The sequence below is a fragment of the Ensifer sp. LC163 genome, from assembly GCF_001695855.1.
Taxonomy (GTDB): domain Bacteria; phylum Pseudomonadota; class Alphaproteobacteria; order Rhizobiales; family Rhizobiaceae; genus Ensifer.
In genome coordinates this window covers 37,203-51,994 of sequence record NZ_MBSS01000005.1, presented here as the reverse complement: position 1 = coordinate 51,994, position 14,792 = coordinate 37,203, and the positions used below count along the sequence as shown (strand labels likewise).

Annotated in this window: 15 protein-coding genes and 1 other RNA gene; 3 read left to right on the top strand and 13 right to left on the bottom strand. The window is 62.1% G+C overall.

All coding sequences use genetic code 11. The annotated features are described in order from the left end of the window. Positions 1 to 40: 40 nt before the first annotated feature. Positions 41 to 658: a Holliday junction branch migration protein RuvA gene (gene ruvA, locus BC360_RS05330; RefSeq protein ID WP_065794531.1), complete on the bottom strand. Its 618-nt coding sequence runs from the start codon at positions 656 to 658 to the stop codon at positions 41 to 43. A 72-nt stretch (positions 659 to 730) separates the two neighbouring features. Then, positions 731 to 1,243 (bottom strand): crossover junction endodeoxyribonuclease RuvC, encoded by a 513-nt coding sequence (gene ruvC, locus BC360_RS05325; RefSeq protein WP_053249697.1) that lies wholly within the window; start codon positions 1,241 to 1,243, stop codon positions 731 to 733. Between the two features lie 171 nt (positions 1,244 to 1,414). Here ruvC and BC360_RS05320 point away from each other — a divergent pair, with 171 nt between their 5' ends. Beyond that, positions 1,415 to 2,401, top strand: a complete 987-nt coding sequence (locus tag BC360_RS05320) for an LLM class flavin-dependent oxidoreductase (protein WP_065794530.1) — start codon at positions 1,415 to 1,417, stop codon at positions 2,399 to 2,401. 126 nt (positions 2,402 to 2,527) lie between these two features. Here the strand turns inward: BC360_RS05320 and BC360_RS05315 are convergent, their stop codons facing one another. The 8 genes from BC360_RS05315 to BC360_RS05280 form a co-directional block, all read right to left on the bottom strand. Continuing rightward, entirely contained in the window at positions 2,528 to 3,163 is a 636-nt protein-coding gene (locus BC360_RS05315) for an HAD hydrolase-like protein (RefSeq protein WP_065794529.1), read from the bottom strand. A 75-nt stretch (positions 3,164 to 3,238) separates the two neighbouring features. Continuing rightward, positions 3,239 to 3,985 (bottom strand): YebC/PmpR family DNA-binding transcriptional regulator, encoded by a 747-nt coding sequence (locus BC360_RS05310; protein ID WP_053249652.1) that lies wholly within the window; start codon positions 3,983 to 3,985, stop codon positions 3,239 to 3,241. An 86-nt stretch (positions 3,986 to 4,071) separates the two neighbouring features. Further along, positions 4,072 to 4,554, bottom strand: coding sequence for a DUF6636 domain-containing protein (locus BC360_RS05305; protein ID WP_065794528.1), 483 nt, complete (start codon positions 4,552 to 4,554; stop codon positions 4,072 to 4,074). Positions 4,555 to 4,570: 16 nt separating this feature from the next. After that, positions 4,571 to 5,407, bottom strand: a complete 837-nt coding sequence (locus BC360_RS05300; RefSeq protein ID WP_065794527.1) for an MBL fold metallo-hydrolase — start codon at positions 5,405 to 5,407, stop codon at positions 4,571 to 4,573. Between the two features lie 402 nt (positions 5,408 to 5,809). Continuing rightward, the gene (locus tag BC360_RS05295; RefSeq protein WP_065780921.1) at positions 5,810 to 8,989 is read right to left on the bottom strand and encodes an efflux RND transporter permease subunit; all 3,180 of its coding nucleotides are present in this window, start codon (positions 8,987 to 8,989) and stop codon (positions 5,810 to 5,812) included. Continuing rightward, positions 8,986 to 10,140: an efflux RND transporter periplasmic adaptor subunit gene (locus BC360_RS05290; protein WP_065780922.1), complete on the bottom strand. Its 1,155-nt coding sequence runs from the start codon at positions 10,138 to 10,140 to the stop codon at positions 8,986 to 8,988. Before BC360_RS05290 ends, BC360_RS05295 begins: the two co-directional genes overlap by 4 nt. A gap of 405 nt (positions 10,141 to 10,545) precedes the next feature. Beyond that, positions 10,546 to 11,370 carry a YmdB family metallophosphoesterase gene (locus BC360_RS05285; protein ID WP_053249648.1) on the bottom strand — a complete coding sequence of 275 codons (825 nt, stop codon included), beginning with the start codon at positions 11,368 to 11,370 and terminating at the stop codon, positions 10,546 to 10,548. Positions 11,371 to 11,486: 116 nt separating this feature from the next. Continuing rightward, entirely contained in the window at positions 11,487 to 12,059 is a 573-nt protein-coding gene (locus BC360_RS05280; RefSeq protein WP_065780923.1) for a 5-formyltetrahydrofolate cyclo-ligase, read from the bottom strand. 359 nt (positions 12,060 to 12,418) lie between these two features. Between BC360_RS05280 and BC360_RS05275 the strand changes: the two genes are divergently transcribed. Together BC360_RS05275 and BC360_RS05270 are read left to right on the top strand one after the other, a co-directional pair. Next, positions 12,419 to 12,628: a hypothetical protein gene (locus BC360_RS05275; RefSeq protein WP_025424753.1), complete on the top strand. Its 210-nt coding sequence runs from the start codon at positions 12,419 to 12,421 to the stop codon at positions 12,626 to 12,628. A gap of 322 nt (positions 12,629 to 12,950) precedes the next feature. Then, positions 12,951 to 13,826, top strand: coding sequence for a LysR family transcriptional regulator (locus tag BC360_RS05270; RefSeq protein WP_065794526.1), 876 nt, complete (start codon positions 12,951 to 12,953; stop codon positions 13,824 to 13,826). Between the two features lie 21 nt (positions 13,827 to 13,847). On the opposite strand, the gene ssrS is transcribed toward BC360_RS05270, so the two are convergent. From ssrS to BC360_RS05255, 3 genes are all read right to left on the bottom strand, one after another. Continuing rightward, a non-coding RNA gene (ssrS, locus tag BC360_RS05265) (6S RNA) lies at positions 13,848 to 14,005 on the bottom strand. A gap of 55 nt (positions 14,006 to 14,060) precedes the next feature. Further along, positions 14,061 to 14,438, bottom strand: coding sequence for a cell division protein ZapA (locus BC360_RS05260; RefSeq protein ID WP_065794525.1), 378 nt, complete (start codon positions 14,436 to 14,438; stop codon positions 14,061 to 14,063). A 12-nt stretch (positions 14,439 to 14,450) separates the two neighbouring features. Then, a complete protein-coding gene (locus tag BC360_RS05255) occupies positions 14,451 to 14,720 on the bottom strand; it encodes a DUF4164 domain-containing protein (RefSeq protein ID WP_053249644.1) in 270 nt (89 codons plus the stop codon). Between the last annotated feature and the right edge of the window lie 72 nt (positions 14,721 to 14,792).

Genomic DNA, 14,792 nt, shown 5'->3' with positions numbered 1-14,792 from the left:
AATGCCCGTTTTGCATCGACCGGCACGACAACGCAAGGAATCATCGCGCCAGTTCCTTGAGACCCAGCCGGATCAACTTGGCACTGTCCGCATCCTCGCCGCCGCTCTTCAGCGCCGCGGCAACCGCATTGGCAGCCTGGTCGCGGGAATAGCCGAGATTGGTCAGCGCCGACACCGCGTCGGCAACTGGCGCCGAGGCAACACCCTCGCCCAGTTCCTGCTTAAGCCCGAGCGAGGCGGAGATTTCGCCGGCGAAAGCCGGCGCCTTGTTCTTCAGTTCGGTGACGATGCGCACCGCCACCTTCGGACCGACGCCGGGCGCGCGCGACACCGAGGTCTTGTCCTGCAGCGCAATCGCGTTTGCGAGCTCGCCCGGCGTCAGCGTCGAAAGGAGGGCGAGCGCCACCTTGGAGCCGACGCCCTGCACGCTCTGCAACAGGCGGAACCACTCGCGCTCCAGTGCCGTCAGGAAGCCGAACAGCTTCAACTGATCCTCGCGCACATAGGTTTCGATAAACAGCACCGCCGCCTCTCCCGCCGAACCGAGCCTCGACAATGTGCGCGCCGAACAATGGGCGACATAGCCGACGCCATGCACGTCGAGAACGACGTGATCCTCGCCGATTTCGTCGATAGTACCCTTCAATTTGCCGATCATGTGGCGTCGTCTCTCATGGATGGATTGCGGGATGATCGGACCGACCATCGGAAATTAACGGCACCAGTGCAACTACCCCATCAGGGCGGCAAGCCGGCTGGTCACCGACAGGCGGTTGTGCGCGTGGCAAATGGCGATCGCCAGCGCGTCGGCAGCGTCATTGCCCTTGAACTCCGCCTTCGGCATCAGGACCTTCAACATCATGTGGATCTGCTGCTTTTCGCCATGGCCGACGCCGATGACGGCCTTCTTCACCGCATTCGGCGCATATTCGGCGACCCTCAAGCCCGCGCGCGCCGGCACCAGCATGGCGATGCCGCGTGCCTGCCCGAGCTTCAGCGTCGCCGTCGCGTCCTTGTTGACGAAAGTCTGCTCCACAGCCGCCTCGTGCGGCTGATAGCTGTGCACGACTTCCGCGAGGCCATCATGCAGCTGGCAGAGACGCGAGGCGAGATCCATGTCGCCGTCCGATGTCACCGTCCCGGACGCGACGAAGCGCAGCGAATTGCCGAGCGTTTCGATGATGCCCCAGCCGGTACGGCGAAGGCCCGGATCGATGCCGATGATGCGAATCGTGGTCTGCATGAAATTCACCCTATGCTGCGCGTCTGGACGCTGCCAGCAAAAAGTGAACAAAACAAAAACATCCACACAGAGCAAGTGCCCCGGCCGGAAATCTCGGTGACCACCCTTGGATTGAGGAATTTTGACCTTACATAGGCATTCAATCAATTTCGCTCAACAAAGGCCTTGCTCATGGCGACGTTCTCCGTCCTCGATCTCTCCCCGATCACCGAAGGCGGCAGCGTCGCCCAGTCGCTCGAAAACTCAAGGCGGCTGGCGCAGGCGGCCGAGGAAAACGGCTACAAGCGGTTCTGGCTGGCCGAACACCACGGCATGAAGGGCATCGCCAGCGCTGCGACCTCGATCGTCATCTCCCATGTGGCCGCAGGAACGAAGACGATCCGCGTCGGCTCCGGCGGCATCATGCTGCCGAACCACTCGCCGCTGGTGATCGCCGAACAGTTCGGAACGCTCGCTGCGCTCTATCCCGGCCGCATCGATCTCGGGCTTGGCCGTGCGCCGGGCACCGACATGCGCACCGCCCAGGCCTTGCGCCGCAACATGGAAGCGAGCGCCAACAACTTCCCCAACGACGTCGTCGAGCTGCAGGCGCTGCTCGGGCCCGTCGCCGAGGATCAGACGATCATCGCGGTTCCAGGTGCCGACACCAATGTACCGATCTGGCTCCTGGGCTCGAGCCACTACAGCGCCCATCTTGCCGGCATGCTCGGCCTGCCCTTCGCCTTCGCTTCGCATTTTGCGCCCGACATGCTGCTGTCGGCCCTCGAAATCTATCGCGAACGCTTCACACCTTCGCAAACGCTGGACAAGCCGCATGTGATGGTCGGCGTCATGGGCGTGGCGGCGGCCACCGATGAAGAGGCGAACTATCTCTTCACGTCGATGCAGCAATCCTTCGTCGCCTTGCGACGCAACGCCCGCGGCCGGTTCCCGGCACCGGTCGCGTCGATGGATGGGCTGTGGAGTTCGGATGAAAAGATCTTCGTGGATCACGCGATGTCCTACGCCATCGTCGGCGGACCGGAGACGATCCACAGGAAGATCGAAACGTTCCTCGGCCAGACGAAGGCCGACGAACTGATCATCTCGATGCCGATCTTCGACATGGATGCCCGTCTCAAGTCGCTCCGCCTCTTCGCCGAGGCACAGCGAGCTTGACGCCTTACTGCATAATTTTGTCCTTAAATCGGAATCGATTTAAGGACAAAATTATGCAGTAACTCCAAGTGTTACAGCGACCTTTGCGCGTCTAAATAGACGCGCGGCGCTGTAAAGCATGATGCGTCAGCACTCCGTGACCCGAAAGGCCGGCGGGATCTCGTCCATGCGGTCGAAGAAACGATCCGGCCCAAGCGATTTCAGAAACGTCGGGTCGGCATAGCCCCAGCCGACGGCGCCGGCCGCGATCCGCGCCTGGCGGGCAGCCTCGATGTCACGGGCCTCGTCGCCAATCGCAAGGATGCGCGACGGGTCGATGCCGGCGAACTTGACGACCCTCTTGAAATGCTGCGCCTTGCCGAACAGGGTCGCGCCGCATTCGAACAGGTCAACAGCAGCGGCGGTCTCGCCCAGCGCCCTGCGGATGGCAGCTTCGCCATTCGAACTGACGACGGCAATGCCGACTCCGGCCGACTTCACCCCCGTCAGCATTTCCGGAACGCCGGGGAAAAGCTGGATCGCCTGCGCTTGGGTGGCCATCTCCTGCCGCATGAAGGTAGCAATCCGCGGCAGCTTCCACATCGGCACGCCCAGATGCGCGATGATCTCGCGACTGCCCATGGCGCGCAGCCCGTTGAACTCCTCCACCGACAACTGGCGAAACCCGAAGTGCGCGGCCGCAAGGTTGCTCGCCGCCATGAACCACGCCGCCGTATCGGCAAGCGTGCCATCGAAATCAAAGATCGCGAACTCATACTTCATCGGTGGTACCCAAAGAAAAACCCGTGCCCTGCCGGACACGGGTAAATCAAAATCTTCTAGGCGGAAAGATCCGGTTCAGGCGGAAAGCTTCGCCATGACTTCGTCGGACACTTCGAAGTTCGAATAGACGTTCTGGACGTCATCGTCGTCTTCGAGGATGTCGATGAGCTTCATCAGCGACTGTGCCTTCTCCTCGTCGACCGGCACGGTGTTCTGCGCCTTCCAGATCGCATTGACGGTTTCAGCTTCGCCGAGCGTATCTTCGAGCGCCTTCGAAACTTCGCCGATCGCCTCGAAGCCGCAGATGATCGTGTGGCCTTCCTCGTCGGTCGTCACGTCGTCGGCACCGGCCTCGATCGCAGCTTCCATCACCTTGTCCGCGTCGCCGACCGAAAGCTTGTAGGTGATCTCGCCAACACGGTCGAAGGAGAAGGAAACCGAACCGGTTTCACCGAGCGCGCCGCCGGCCTTGGTGAAGGTCGAGCGGACGTTGGAGGCGGTACGGTTGCGGTTGTCGGTCAGCGCCTCGACGATAACGGCCACGCCGCCCGGGCCGTAACCTTCGTAACGGACTTCTTCGTAGTTCTCCGCGTCGCCGCCGGAGGCCTTCTTGATCGCGCGTTCGATGTTGTCCTTCGGCATCGACTGCGCCTTGGCGTTCTGGATCGCCAGGCGCAGGCGCGCGTTCATTGCCGGATCGGGCATGCCGGTCTTGGCGGCAACCGTGATTTCGCGCGCGAGCTTGGAAAACATTTTGGAGCGCACCGCGTCCTGACGGCCCTTGCGGTGCATGATGTTCTTGAACTGTGAATGGCCAGCCATGGCACCCTCTGCATGCATGAATTTGAATGGAATGGGCCGCCTTATAGTTTTATTGCCGCTTTCCGTCCAGAAGGGGGCGTTTCTTTTCAGTTGGCGGAGATGCTCGCGCGGCTGAGAACGAAGGCATGGCCGTCCTCGCGGCGGCAGGAAAGACCCGTTCGTTCCGAGATGCAGGAAAAGGGACCGCCCGACCATGTCGCCCCGTATTCGAGCACCGGCCCGGCGGAACAGCAACTGGGATCGCCAACCTCGCGATTGATCGTTGCCGCACCGGCGCGCCCGAGCATTGCCCTGACATAACGCGGCGCGATGATATCGCAGGCGAGTTCCGGCCCGCCGTCGGCCGGCTGGTAGGTCGCCGTGCCGCCGGCGGGCGTATAGATGCAGCCGATATTGCCGGACGGCATCACGAACTCCTCCTGCTCGGCAACGGGCGCGGCAGTCGCCAGGGGAACGCTTTGCGGTTGCTGAGTATCGGGAGACGGCATGCGCGGCGCCGGCGCGCCGCCGGCCTGTGCCATGGTTGAAAGGGACAAAAAGACGAGTACGCCGACCACTGACAACTTCATTGGGCAATCCCGATGTTCAGACGCCCTGGAGAATATAAATCAGTGGTTTGCTTGGCAAGGAACGCAGCGAAACTTTGACGCTCGCCCCTGTCGCAAAGCTCCTGTCGAAATCATCGCCGAACATATCGAGGAAGGCATTGATCGGGGGCCCGCGCCGATGCATTGGCAGGATCAGTGCTGCGCGCAGTCGCGAAACCACACGGCTCATGCTTTCGGCTCCCATCGTCAGCCCGCCATCGACCGGCACCATCAAGATGTCAAGCCTGCCGATCTGCCGGTAGTGGCTGTCGTCGAGCTCATGGTGCAGATGGCCGAGATGGCCGATGCACAGGCCCGCCACCTCGAAGATGAAGATGGAGTTGCCATCGTGCTCCATCGTCGTGGCGCCGGAGCGAATGTCCGTGGTGACATTGCGGATATAGGTGTCGCCGACGACGAGGTCGTGCCGAGCCGGCTCGCCATCGTCACCCCAACCATGCAGCACCGTGCGGATCGCCGGATCCGGCGTCAGTGTGTAGTGGCTGGAATGCGCCTTGTTCATCGTCGCCACCGTCGGCGGCGCCGACGGGCGGAACCAGCCGTTATAGTCCGTGGCGATCGAGACGCCGCCGGGCGTCTCGATCAGAAAGGTGGAATGACCGAGATAGGTGATCGTCACTTCACCAGCGGCCGTCTGCCCTTCGGTGGCGGCGGCCGGTGTGAAACTGGCGAAAGTGGCCTGCGGCAACGTCTCGGCAATCGCCTGGCATTGGCTTACCTGCGCAGGCGCTGCCTGTGCATGCGCGACCGATGGCCAGAAGGCATGCAGTAGCCAGATGGCAGCAAAAGTGTAGGCAAGGTAGCGGAGCATCATCCTTCACCTTTCACACCTCGCGCATGCCCTGTGCTCAAGCAGATTTCGGCATGGGTACAGGTCGTGCGGGCCGTTCGACAGTATCGGCAGCGAACGCGTCTACTGCATAATTCCTTAAATCGGAATCGATTTAAGGAGAAAATTATGCAGCAAATTAAGAGCGTTACAGCGTCCTTTGCGCGTCATATTTGACGCACGGCGCTGTAGGTCGAGAAACGCCGCCGTCACGGGCGAAGGGAGGATTGTTCAAGCCCGCCGTCACGTCCAGCGACAAAGGTGCGGCCAGCGCTCACGTTTGCGTCATTGTGCTGGCATTGCGAACAGTATCGGTCGCCCCGCTCACAACGCAGCGCCCCGGCGTTTCCGCCGGGGCGCTGGATCACAAGCAGCGTTGCGCTCGTGTTACTCGGCCGGCGTCGCCATCGGTTCGGCCGCCGAAGCCGGCTTGCGCCGGCGCAGCGAACGCAGCGCGACGTAGAAGACCGGCGTCAGGAACAGGCCGAGGAAGGTCACGCCCAGCATGCCGGAGAACACCGCCGTTCCAAGCGACTGGCGCATTTCGGCACCCGGTCCCGTGGCGATCATCAACGGCACGACGCCGAGAATGAAGGCGAAGGCCGTCATCAGGATCGGCCGCAGGCGCAGCTGGCTCGCCTCCACTGCCGCCTCGACCGGCGTCTTGCCCTCGTCCTCGCCTTGCCGTGCAAACTCGACGATCAGAATCGCGTTCTTGGCTGCAAGGCCGATCAGCACGATGAGCCCGATCTGGGTCAGCACGTTGTTGTCGAGACCACGGGCGAACACGCCGACCAGCGCTGCAAGCACGCCGAGCGGCACGATCAGGATGATCGCCAGCGGCAGTACCCAGCTTTCATACTGGGCCGCAAGCGCCAGGAACACGAAGACGACCGACAGCGCGAAGATGAAAACCGCGGTGTTGCCGGTCTGGCGTTCCTGGAAGGCGAGTTCCGTCCACTCGAAGGTCGTTCCCTGCGGCAATAGCTGGGCGGCGAGCGCCTCCATCTTGTCGAGAGCCGTGCCGGTCGAAATGCCGGGCGCAGGATTGCCCTGTATCGGCACCGATACGTACATGTTGTAGCGCTGCACGAGGGCAGGACCCGCCGTGTCGCGGATCTCCACCAGCGTGCCCATCGGCACCAGGGCGCCAGTGGCCGAACGGACTTTCAACGCCAGGATATCGTCCCGCTCCAGACGGTATTGCTGGTCCGCCTGCGCCCGCACCTGATAGACGCGGCCGAAGGCGTTGAAGTCGTTGACATAGGAGGTGCCGAGGTTGATCGACAGCGCCTCGAAGATATTCGGGATCGGCACGTTCAACGTCCTGGCCTTGTCGCGGTCGATCGCCAGGAAGTATTGCGGGCTCGACGCCGAGAACGTCGTGAAGACCCCGGTCAGCCCCTCGGTCTGGTTGGCAGCGCCCATCATCTGGTAGGCAAGCCCCAGCACGCGGCGCATGTCGGCGCTCTGTCGATCCATGATCTGCATCTTGAAGCCGCCGGAGTTGCCGATGCCGCGCACCGACGGCGGCGGCACGGCGATGATGAAGGCCTCCTGGATGCTCTGCAGGCTGCCATAGAGCTGACCGATGATCTGGTTGGCGCCCTGGCCGTGTTTCAAGCGCTCTTCGAAACTCTCGAAGGAGGCAAAGATGACGCCCGAGTTGGAGGCGTTGGTAAAGGTCGCACCGTTGAAGCCGGCAAAGGCGACGGCGCTCTTCACGCCGGGCACCTCCTGGATGATCTTCGACGCGCGCTTGACCACTGCATCGGTACGGTCGAGCGAAGCCCCATCCGGAAGCTGAATGACGACGATGGCGTAACCCTGGTCCATGGTCGGCACAAAGCCGCTCGGGACGATCTGCGCCATGTACCAGGTGGCGCCAAGCAGGCCGACGAAGACGATGAGCGCCGCAGCGAGCGCCGTTCTTGTCGAAACCAGCTTACGCACGATCCAGGCGTAGCCTTCGGCCATGCGGTCGAAACCGTTGTTGAAGCCATCAGCCAGCGACCGGCCAAACCGGGTGAGCGGGTTACGGCTTTCGTGATGGCCGTTCTCATGCGGTTTCAGCAAGATCGCCGCGAGCGCCGGCGACAGCGTCAGCGAATTGAAGGCGGAGATCACCGTCGCCACCGAAATCGTCACGGCGAACTGCAGATAGAACTGGCCGGCAATACCGGGGATGAAGGCCGTCGGGATGAAGACGGCGGTCAGCACCAGCGAGATCGCGATGACCGCTGCCCCCACTTCGTCCATGGTCACGTGCGACGCCTCGCGCGGGGTCATGCCGCGCGCCAGGTTTCGCTCGACGTTCTCGACCACGACGATGGCATCGTCGACAACGATGCCGATTGCCAGCACCAGACCGAACAATGTCAGCATGTTGAGCGAGAAGCCGAAGGCGTAGAGCAACGCGAAGGTGCCGACCAGCGACACCGGGATCGCCACGATCGGGATGATCGCCGTGCGCCAGGATTGCAGGAAGACCAGAACCACGAGCGCCACCAGAATAGCGGCTTCGCCGATCGTCTTGTAGACCTCGTTGATCGATTCGGAGATGAACTCGGTCGGATTGTAGACGATCCGATATTCGAGGCCGTCTGGAAAGTCCTTCGAAACGTCCGTCATCACCTTCTGGATGGCGTCGGCCGCGTCGAGCGCATTGGTGCCCGGCCGCGAGAAGATGCCGAGCGCCACTGCCGGACTGCCGTCCAGATAGCTGTTGTTGACATATTCGCGGGCACCAAGCTCGATGCGCGCCACGTCCTGCAGCTGCACCAGACGTCCGCTCTCGGTCGCCTTGACGATGACGTAGCGGAACTGCCGGGCGTCGCTGAAGCGACCGTCGGTCGTGACCGTGTACTGGAATGCGCTGTCGCCCGGTGTCGGCGGTGCGCCGATCGAACCGCCCGAGACCTGCACGTTCTGCTCGCGCAGCGCCTGCACGACGTCGCCGGCCGTCATCGCGTAGGCCGAGAGTTTTTCCGGATCGAGCCAGACGCGCAGCGCATATTCCCGCTCGCCGAACAGGATGACGTCGCCGACGCCGTCGAGGCGGACCAGCAGATCGCGGATGCGGGTGCGGGCATAGTTCGAGACGTAAAGCTGGTCATAACGTTCGTTCGGCGACAGCAGATGCACGACCATCATCAGGTCGGGCGAACTTTTCGCCGTGGTGATGCCGATGCGCCGGACATCTTCGGGCAGGCGCGGTTCGGCGATGGACACGCGGTTCTGCACCAGAACCTGGGCCTGATCCAGGTCCGTTCCGAGCTTGAAGGTGATCGTCAGCGCCATCGAACCGTCGGCGGTCGAATAGGAGGACATGTAAAGCATGTTCTCGACGCCGTTGATTTCCTGCTCCAGCGGCGTTGCCACCGTATTGGCGATGGTTTCGGCGTCCGCACCCGGATAGGCCGTGCGAACGACGATCGTCGGAGGTGCGATTTCCGGATACTGCGCCACAGGCAGCTGGAAATAGGCAATGCTGCCGACGATCAGCAAGACGATCGAAAGCACCGATGCGAAGATCGGGCGGTCTACGAAGAAATGGGCAAACCTCATTGCGCGCTCTCCGTCGCCTGAGCTTCGGGAGGCAGCTCAACGATCTCAGGCTTCACCTTGGTGCCCGGGCGTGCCCGCATCAGGCCGTTGACCACGATGGTTTCGTCGCCGGTCATGCCGCTGCGAATGACGCGGTAGCCGTGCAGCTTGGGACCCAGCCGCACCGGCTTGGTCGCGACGGTGCCGTCTTCGCGCACCTCGTAGACGATGCGTTCGTTCTGGTCGGCGCCGATTGCTTCATCCGGAACGAGCACGGCCTTGTAGGTGTTCGAGCCCTCCAGTTCCGCACGGCCGAAGAGGCCCGGCTGCAGCACGTAGTTGGGATTGTCGAAGCGGGCGCGCACCCGCATCGTGCCGCTTGCCTGGTCCAGCCGGTTCTCGGCGAAATCGAGCTTGCCCTTGAACGGCGCCTCGTTGGCATCGGCGATCGTGACCATGACCTCGAGCGAGCCGCCGCCCTCCTGCAGGGCGCTGCCGCGTTCGCGGGCAACACGCGCATAGGAAAGCAGACGACGTTCATCCACGTCGAAGTAGAAGTCGATCGGATCTAGCGAAACGATCGTCGTCAGCACGGTCTGGTCGGCCTGAACGAGGTTGCCCGTCGAGATCAGCCGGCGGTCGACACGGCCAGTCAGCGGCGCGCTGATCGTCGTATAGTCGAGATCGAGCTTGGCGCGTTCAACCGCGGCTTCCGCTCCGCGCACGCTGGCCTGTGCCGAAAGCAGTTCACGGCGGTGATCGTCAAGCGTCGAGACCGAGAGCGTGCCGGTCCCGGTCAGGGATTCCGTCCGCTTGAACTGCGTTTCGGCAAAGGCGAGAGACGAACGCGCCGACTCGAGCGTCGCCTCGGCCTGCGACAGCGCGGTGCGATAGGGGCGCTGATCGATGACGAAGAGTTTGTCGCCCTTCGTCACCAGTGCACCATCGGTGAAATTAACCTCGTCGAGATAGCCGCCGACGCGGGCGCGGACGGAAACCTCATCGACCGCTTCGAAACGGCCGATGAACTCGTCGCTGTCGATCACATCGCGAACGACCGGCTTGGCCGCGGTGACGGTGGGAAGCTGCGCATCCTGCGCGACCACGTTCGTCACCGAGAGAAGGGAAATCGAAGCGCCGAAAATCATCGGCAAATGCCACTTTGAAAACATGCACGCTCTCCGAATGCACCGACAGCGCCGCGCGTCAAATATGACGCGTAAAGGACGCTGTCACGCTTGAAACTCGCTGCATAATTTCCTCCGTAAATCGACGCCGATCCAAGGAATTATGCAGTAAAATCGAGAACGCCCGGCATGGGACATTGGTCGTCCGAATACCTGCGGCGACATTTCGAACCCGCAATCCTGTGCTGCGGATGGTATTCAATATGGAAGACTTGCTGACGTCGGCCGCGTCCGAAACGGCGCTGACGTGGCGTTACCCTGCCATCATTTCGCCGGGTTGTCACCTTGAAAAAGATCAATTCCGGGAAGGTGATACGCAAACAAACCCGCGCCTTGGTCAGGCGCGGGCGAGACGATCCGGCGGCCGAAAATCGTCAATGCGAGGATGGCTCAGGCCCAGAAATCCGGGATCGTTTCTGTCAGTCGCGGGCCGAGGCGCAGCGGCGCGATCTTTTCGGCAAGGCCGGTGCGGTCGGAAATCTCGACGCCGAGGCCGCAGATGGTCGCCGGCCCGGATGCCGCCTCGAAGCGCCCCTTCGGCATCTTCGAAATGAAGCGGTTGAGCGGCTCTTCCTTGTCCATGCCGAGCGACGAATCATAGTCGCCGCACATGCCGGCGTCGCTCATATAGGCGGTGCCGCCATTGAGGATCTGATGGTCGGCCGTCGGCACATGGGTGTGCGTGCCGACGACGAGGCTCGCCCGTCCGTCGACGAAATGACCGAAGCACTGCTTCTCGCTCGTCGCCTCGGCATGAAAGTCGAAGACGATGGCGTCCGCCTGCTCGCCAAGCGGGCAGGCATCGAGGATCGCCTCGGCCGATTTGAAGGGATCGTCGAGCTCAGGGTGCATGAAGACGCGGCCCATGACATTGGCGACGAGCACACGCGCGCCGTTGCGGGCAAAGAACAGGTTGGATCCGCGCCCGGGCGTGCCCGCGGGATAATTGGCCGGCCTCAGGAACTGATCGTGCCGCTCGCAGAAGACGACCGCCTCCTTCTGGTCCCAGACGTGGTTGCCGGTGGTGACGACATCGGCACCGGCATTGATCGTCTCGAGAAAGATATCCTCGGTGATGCCGAAGCCGCCGGCGGCGTTCTCACCGTTGACGATGACGAAATCCAGCTTGAGGTCACCGACCAGTCCCGGAAGACGCTCCCAGACCGCCGTGCGGCCCGTCTTGCCCACCATATCTCCCAGAAACAAAAGCCTCATGCCCGTTCAATCCCACCAGAGCAGTTCGAGCAAAAGTGCGTAGCGGTTTTGCGTCCGGAACTGCGTAAAACAAAGAGATAGAGCGTTTCCACGCATCCGTGTTTGCCTGAAACGCTCTAGAAATGTCGAAACCCGCTCTCCGTGAGGACGGCGTCCAGCGCGACGTCGTGCGGTTCAGCAGGCACTGATGCCACTTCCTGGCAGTCGAATGCAATCCCGATCAGCTTCGGCAGGTGGCCTTTGTTGCGCAGTCTGTCGATGGCGCGGTCGTAATAACCGGCGCCGTAGCCGATGCGATGGCCGGTCGCATCGAAGGCCGACAGCGGCACGAGCATGATGTCCGGGTCGAGTTCCGGCGCGTCCGGGCCGGGCCCCGTGGTGCCGAAGCCGGTCTCGATGACGGAAGCGCCGTTGAGCAATTCGCGAAACACGATCGTCTTCTTGTCCATGATCACAGGCAGGCAGAGCCTCGCGCCGCGATCCCGAAGGCGCGCCATCAGCGGCCGGATGTCCACCTCGGAACGGATCGGCCAGAAGCCGGCGACGATGTGTCCGGGATCAAGCGCAATGACATCGCCGGCGTGATCGGCCATGGTCAGGCTCGCTTCGATACGGATCTCCGGCGCCATCGCGTCGCGAAGCGCCAGACTGTCCTTGCGCAAGGCGGCTTTCAGATCCCTTGGTGACATCATTCCCCTCCGACAGACTACACGCAAACATTTCGACCGGCGTCACATTCTTTTCCCGAAATGAAACAGAACGCAGTTTTCCGGTCGATTTCCCGCCTCGACGCCTGTGGCATAGCGCGTGGCGGTCTTTAGCTCGAACCACGTCACCGCCGGTTTTGCAACAGTTTGCGACAGTCGGACGCCTCTTTCCCGCAACGGCACAGAGTTAGCGTTCCGTTCATCATGGGCCACGGTTCCGCTTTCGCATGAGTGGAGCCGCGTGCAAATACAGACATGATTTCAAACAATTAGCAGGAACTAATGCCCGCGTTCGATGTATGGACGCGCTCCTGCAGGCAGCAGTGGAAAAGCCGACGTCCATGAAGGACCAGATGAACGAACTCGATCCGTTGGAATTGCGTTGCCTGACGCTGGCCGCCCGTGGCCGCACGCGCCAGGACATGATGCGCGAGACCGACATCCCGCTCGATCGTATCGACAGAGCGCTTCAGGACGCCATGCGCAAGCTGCAGGCAGGCAACCTTGCGGAAGCGATTTTCCGCGCCGCCCGGCTCGACATCATTTCATAACATCCAGAGCGAACGATAGACCGGATCCCGGCCTGTCCCCTCCCGCCAGCAATCATCAAGCCGCAGGTCACCGAGCCCGGCATCATGCAGCAGATGCGGTCTATCATGCGGGATCGCAGGCGGCGGCTCCGCGGAAGCGGCTTGCAACATCCGCCGGGCTTTTGATCCGAGCCGGGCACGGAGAGTGGTCTGGAGATCTGAGAAGAAGACAAGAGCAAGAACGCTCATCGGGACAGCCTTGATCGATAGGACGGACCGATTGTCCTCGCCTCATTGACATCCGACAAACGAATTGCGAGCATGGCTACCATCAGAAACTCTGATGGCAGAGACAATGTCCACTCCACTCGACAGTGATCTTCTAAGGACTTTTCTCGCCGTTGCCGACGCCGGCAACCTGACGCGCGCCGCCGATAGCATCGGGCGCACGCAGTCTGCCGTCAGCATGCAGCTCAAGAAGCTCGAGGACATGCTGGGCGACGCGCTGTTCGAGCGTCATTCGCGCGGGGTGGTGCCGACGGCGCAGGGCCTGCGCCTCGTCGACAACGCCCGGCGGATCGTGGCTCTGCTGGACGATACAGCGGTATCGATGCGCCTGCCGGCGCTCGATGGGACGGTCAGGATCGGGATTTCGGAGGAATACATCAACTCCACACTACCGAAAGCTCTGGGCGCCTTCGCCGCCGTTCATCCGGGCGTGGAGGTGACGGTGCAGCAGGGCGTGTCGATGTCGAACGTCAACGCCCTTGCCGCCGGTGAAATCGACATCGCCGTGGTTTTCGAACCGGGCGGACCGACGCGGAACGAAGTTCTCATGGTCGATCCCACCGTCTGGGTAACCTCGGACCAGCACGCCGCCCATGAACGCCGGCCCCTGCCGATCGCCACCTACACCTATCTGGCAGGCGGGTGGTGCGATGACCTTGCGATGAAGAGCCTGAGGAAGCGTGGGCTCGATAGCCGCATCGCCTATGCCAGCCGCACCAGCAGCGGCCTGATCGCGGCCGTGGTCTCGGGACTTGCTATTGTGCCGCTGTCGCGCAGCGCCATCCCGGCCGGCTGCCGCGAACTGACCGAAGAAGACGGTTTTAGCGTCATCGATTTCTCGAATGTCGTGCTGCGCACCCGGCCGGGCAATCGATCGCAGACCGTCGATGCGATGGCCGACGCCATCCGCAGCGCTTTTGCTGCTGGCTGAGATCGTTTTTGAAGGGGACAAGTGCGATCCACACAACCGATGGATATTTTACGATCCCGGGTGCCTACAAAGTAGGTGGGCGCCATGTGTCCGGACCCACGAGCCCAGACAGGGACAGCTCCCTTGAGATCGAGTAAGGCCCCGGGGATTGTGGATCCTGTCGGGAAGCGCAGACCGCAGCCAACATATAGAGCCTATCCGTGCGTCGCGCCAGTGGCGGCCCGACGAAAGAGCTCAGTTTGTCGAAGATGTCGTCCGGCCGTTGAGCTTGGCAGCAATAGTGTGGATCTGTGAGGTGACTTCCGTCAGCGCAGAAGCCAGGAGCTCCTCGCTTCTTGCCTGGTCGGAGAGCGCGCTGTCGCGCGCCTGCTTGAGATTATCCACTTCCGCTTCGAGCGCCTTCAGCCTGCGGTTCACTTCGCTGAGCTCGTCCATGACCATGATGCCGGCCATGACAGTCAGACGCAGATCGCCGATCTCGCCGAACTGGGTCTTCAAGTGACCGACATACTGATCGAAGTTCGTGGCCAGTTCGATCAGATGATCTTCCTGTCCTTCTTCGCAGGCCATGCGATAGGCCTTGCCGTCGATCGATACTGTCACCTGCGCCATGTCGCTTAAACCTCAGCGGTCGAGCACCGCTCGAATGGTTTCCATCGCCGTCACGAGGCGTCGGGAAACCTCGCGGTTGACCTCTTCAAGTCGGTTTGCCCGGAATTGGGATTGGTCGAGTTCCTGTGCCAGCCGCGACCGATCCGTATTGACCCGTCGGACCTCGCCCTCGAACTCGCCGAGATCGCGTTCCCTGTCAAAACGGCTGTCGATCGCGTTTTCCAGGGACTGAACCGCGTTCTTCAGTTCGTCGATCGCCGCTTTGACCGTCTTTGCCGGCATGTTTTTCGATACCTCGCCCGTGAGGCCGAATCGCCAGAATCCTGTCCGCCGCTTCGGCTCACTCCTTTTTAA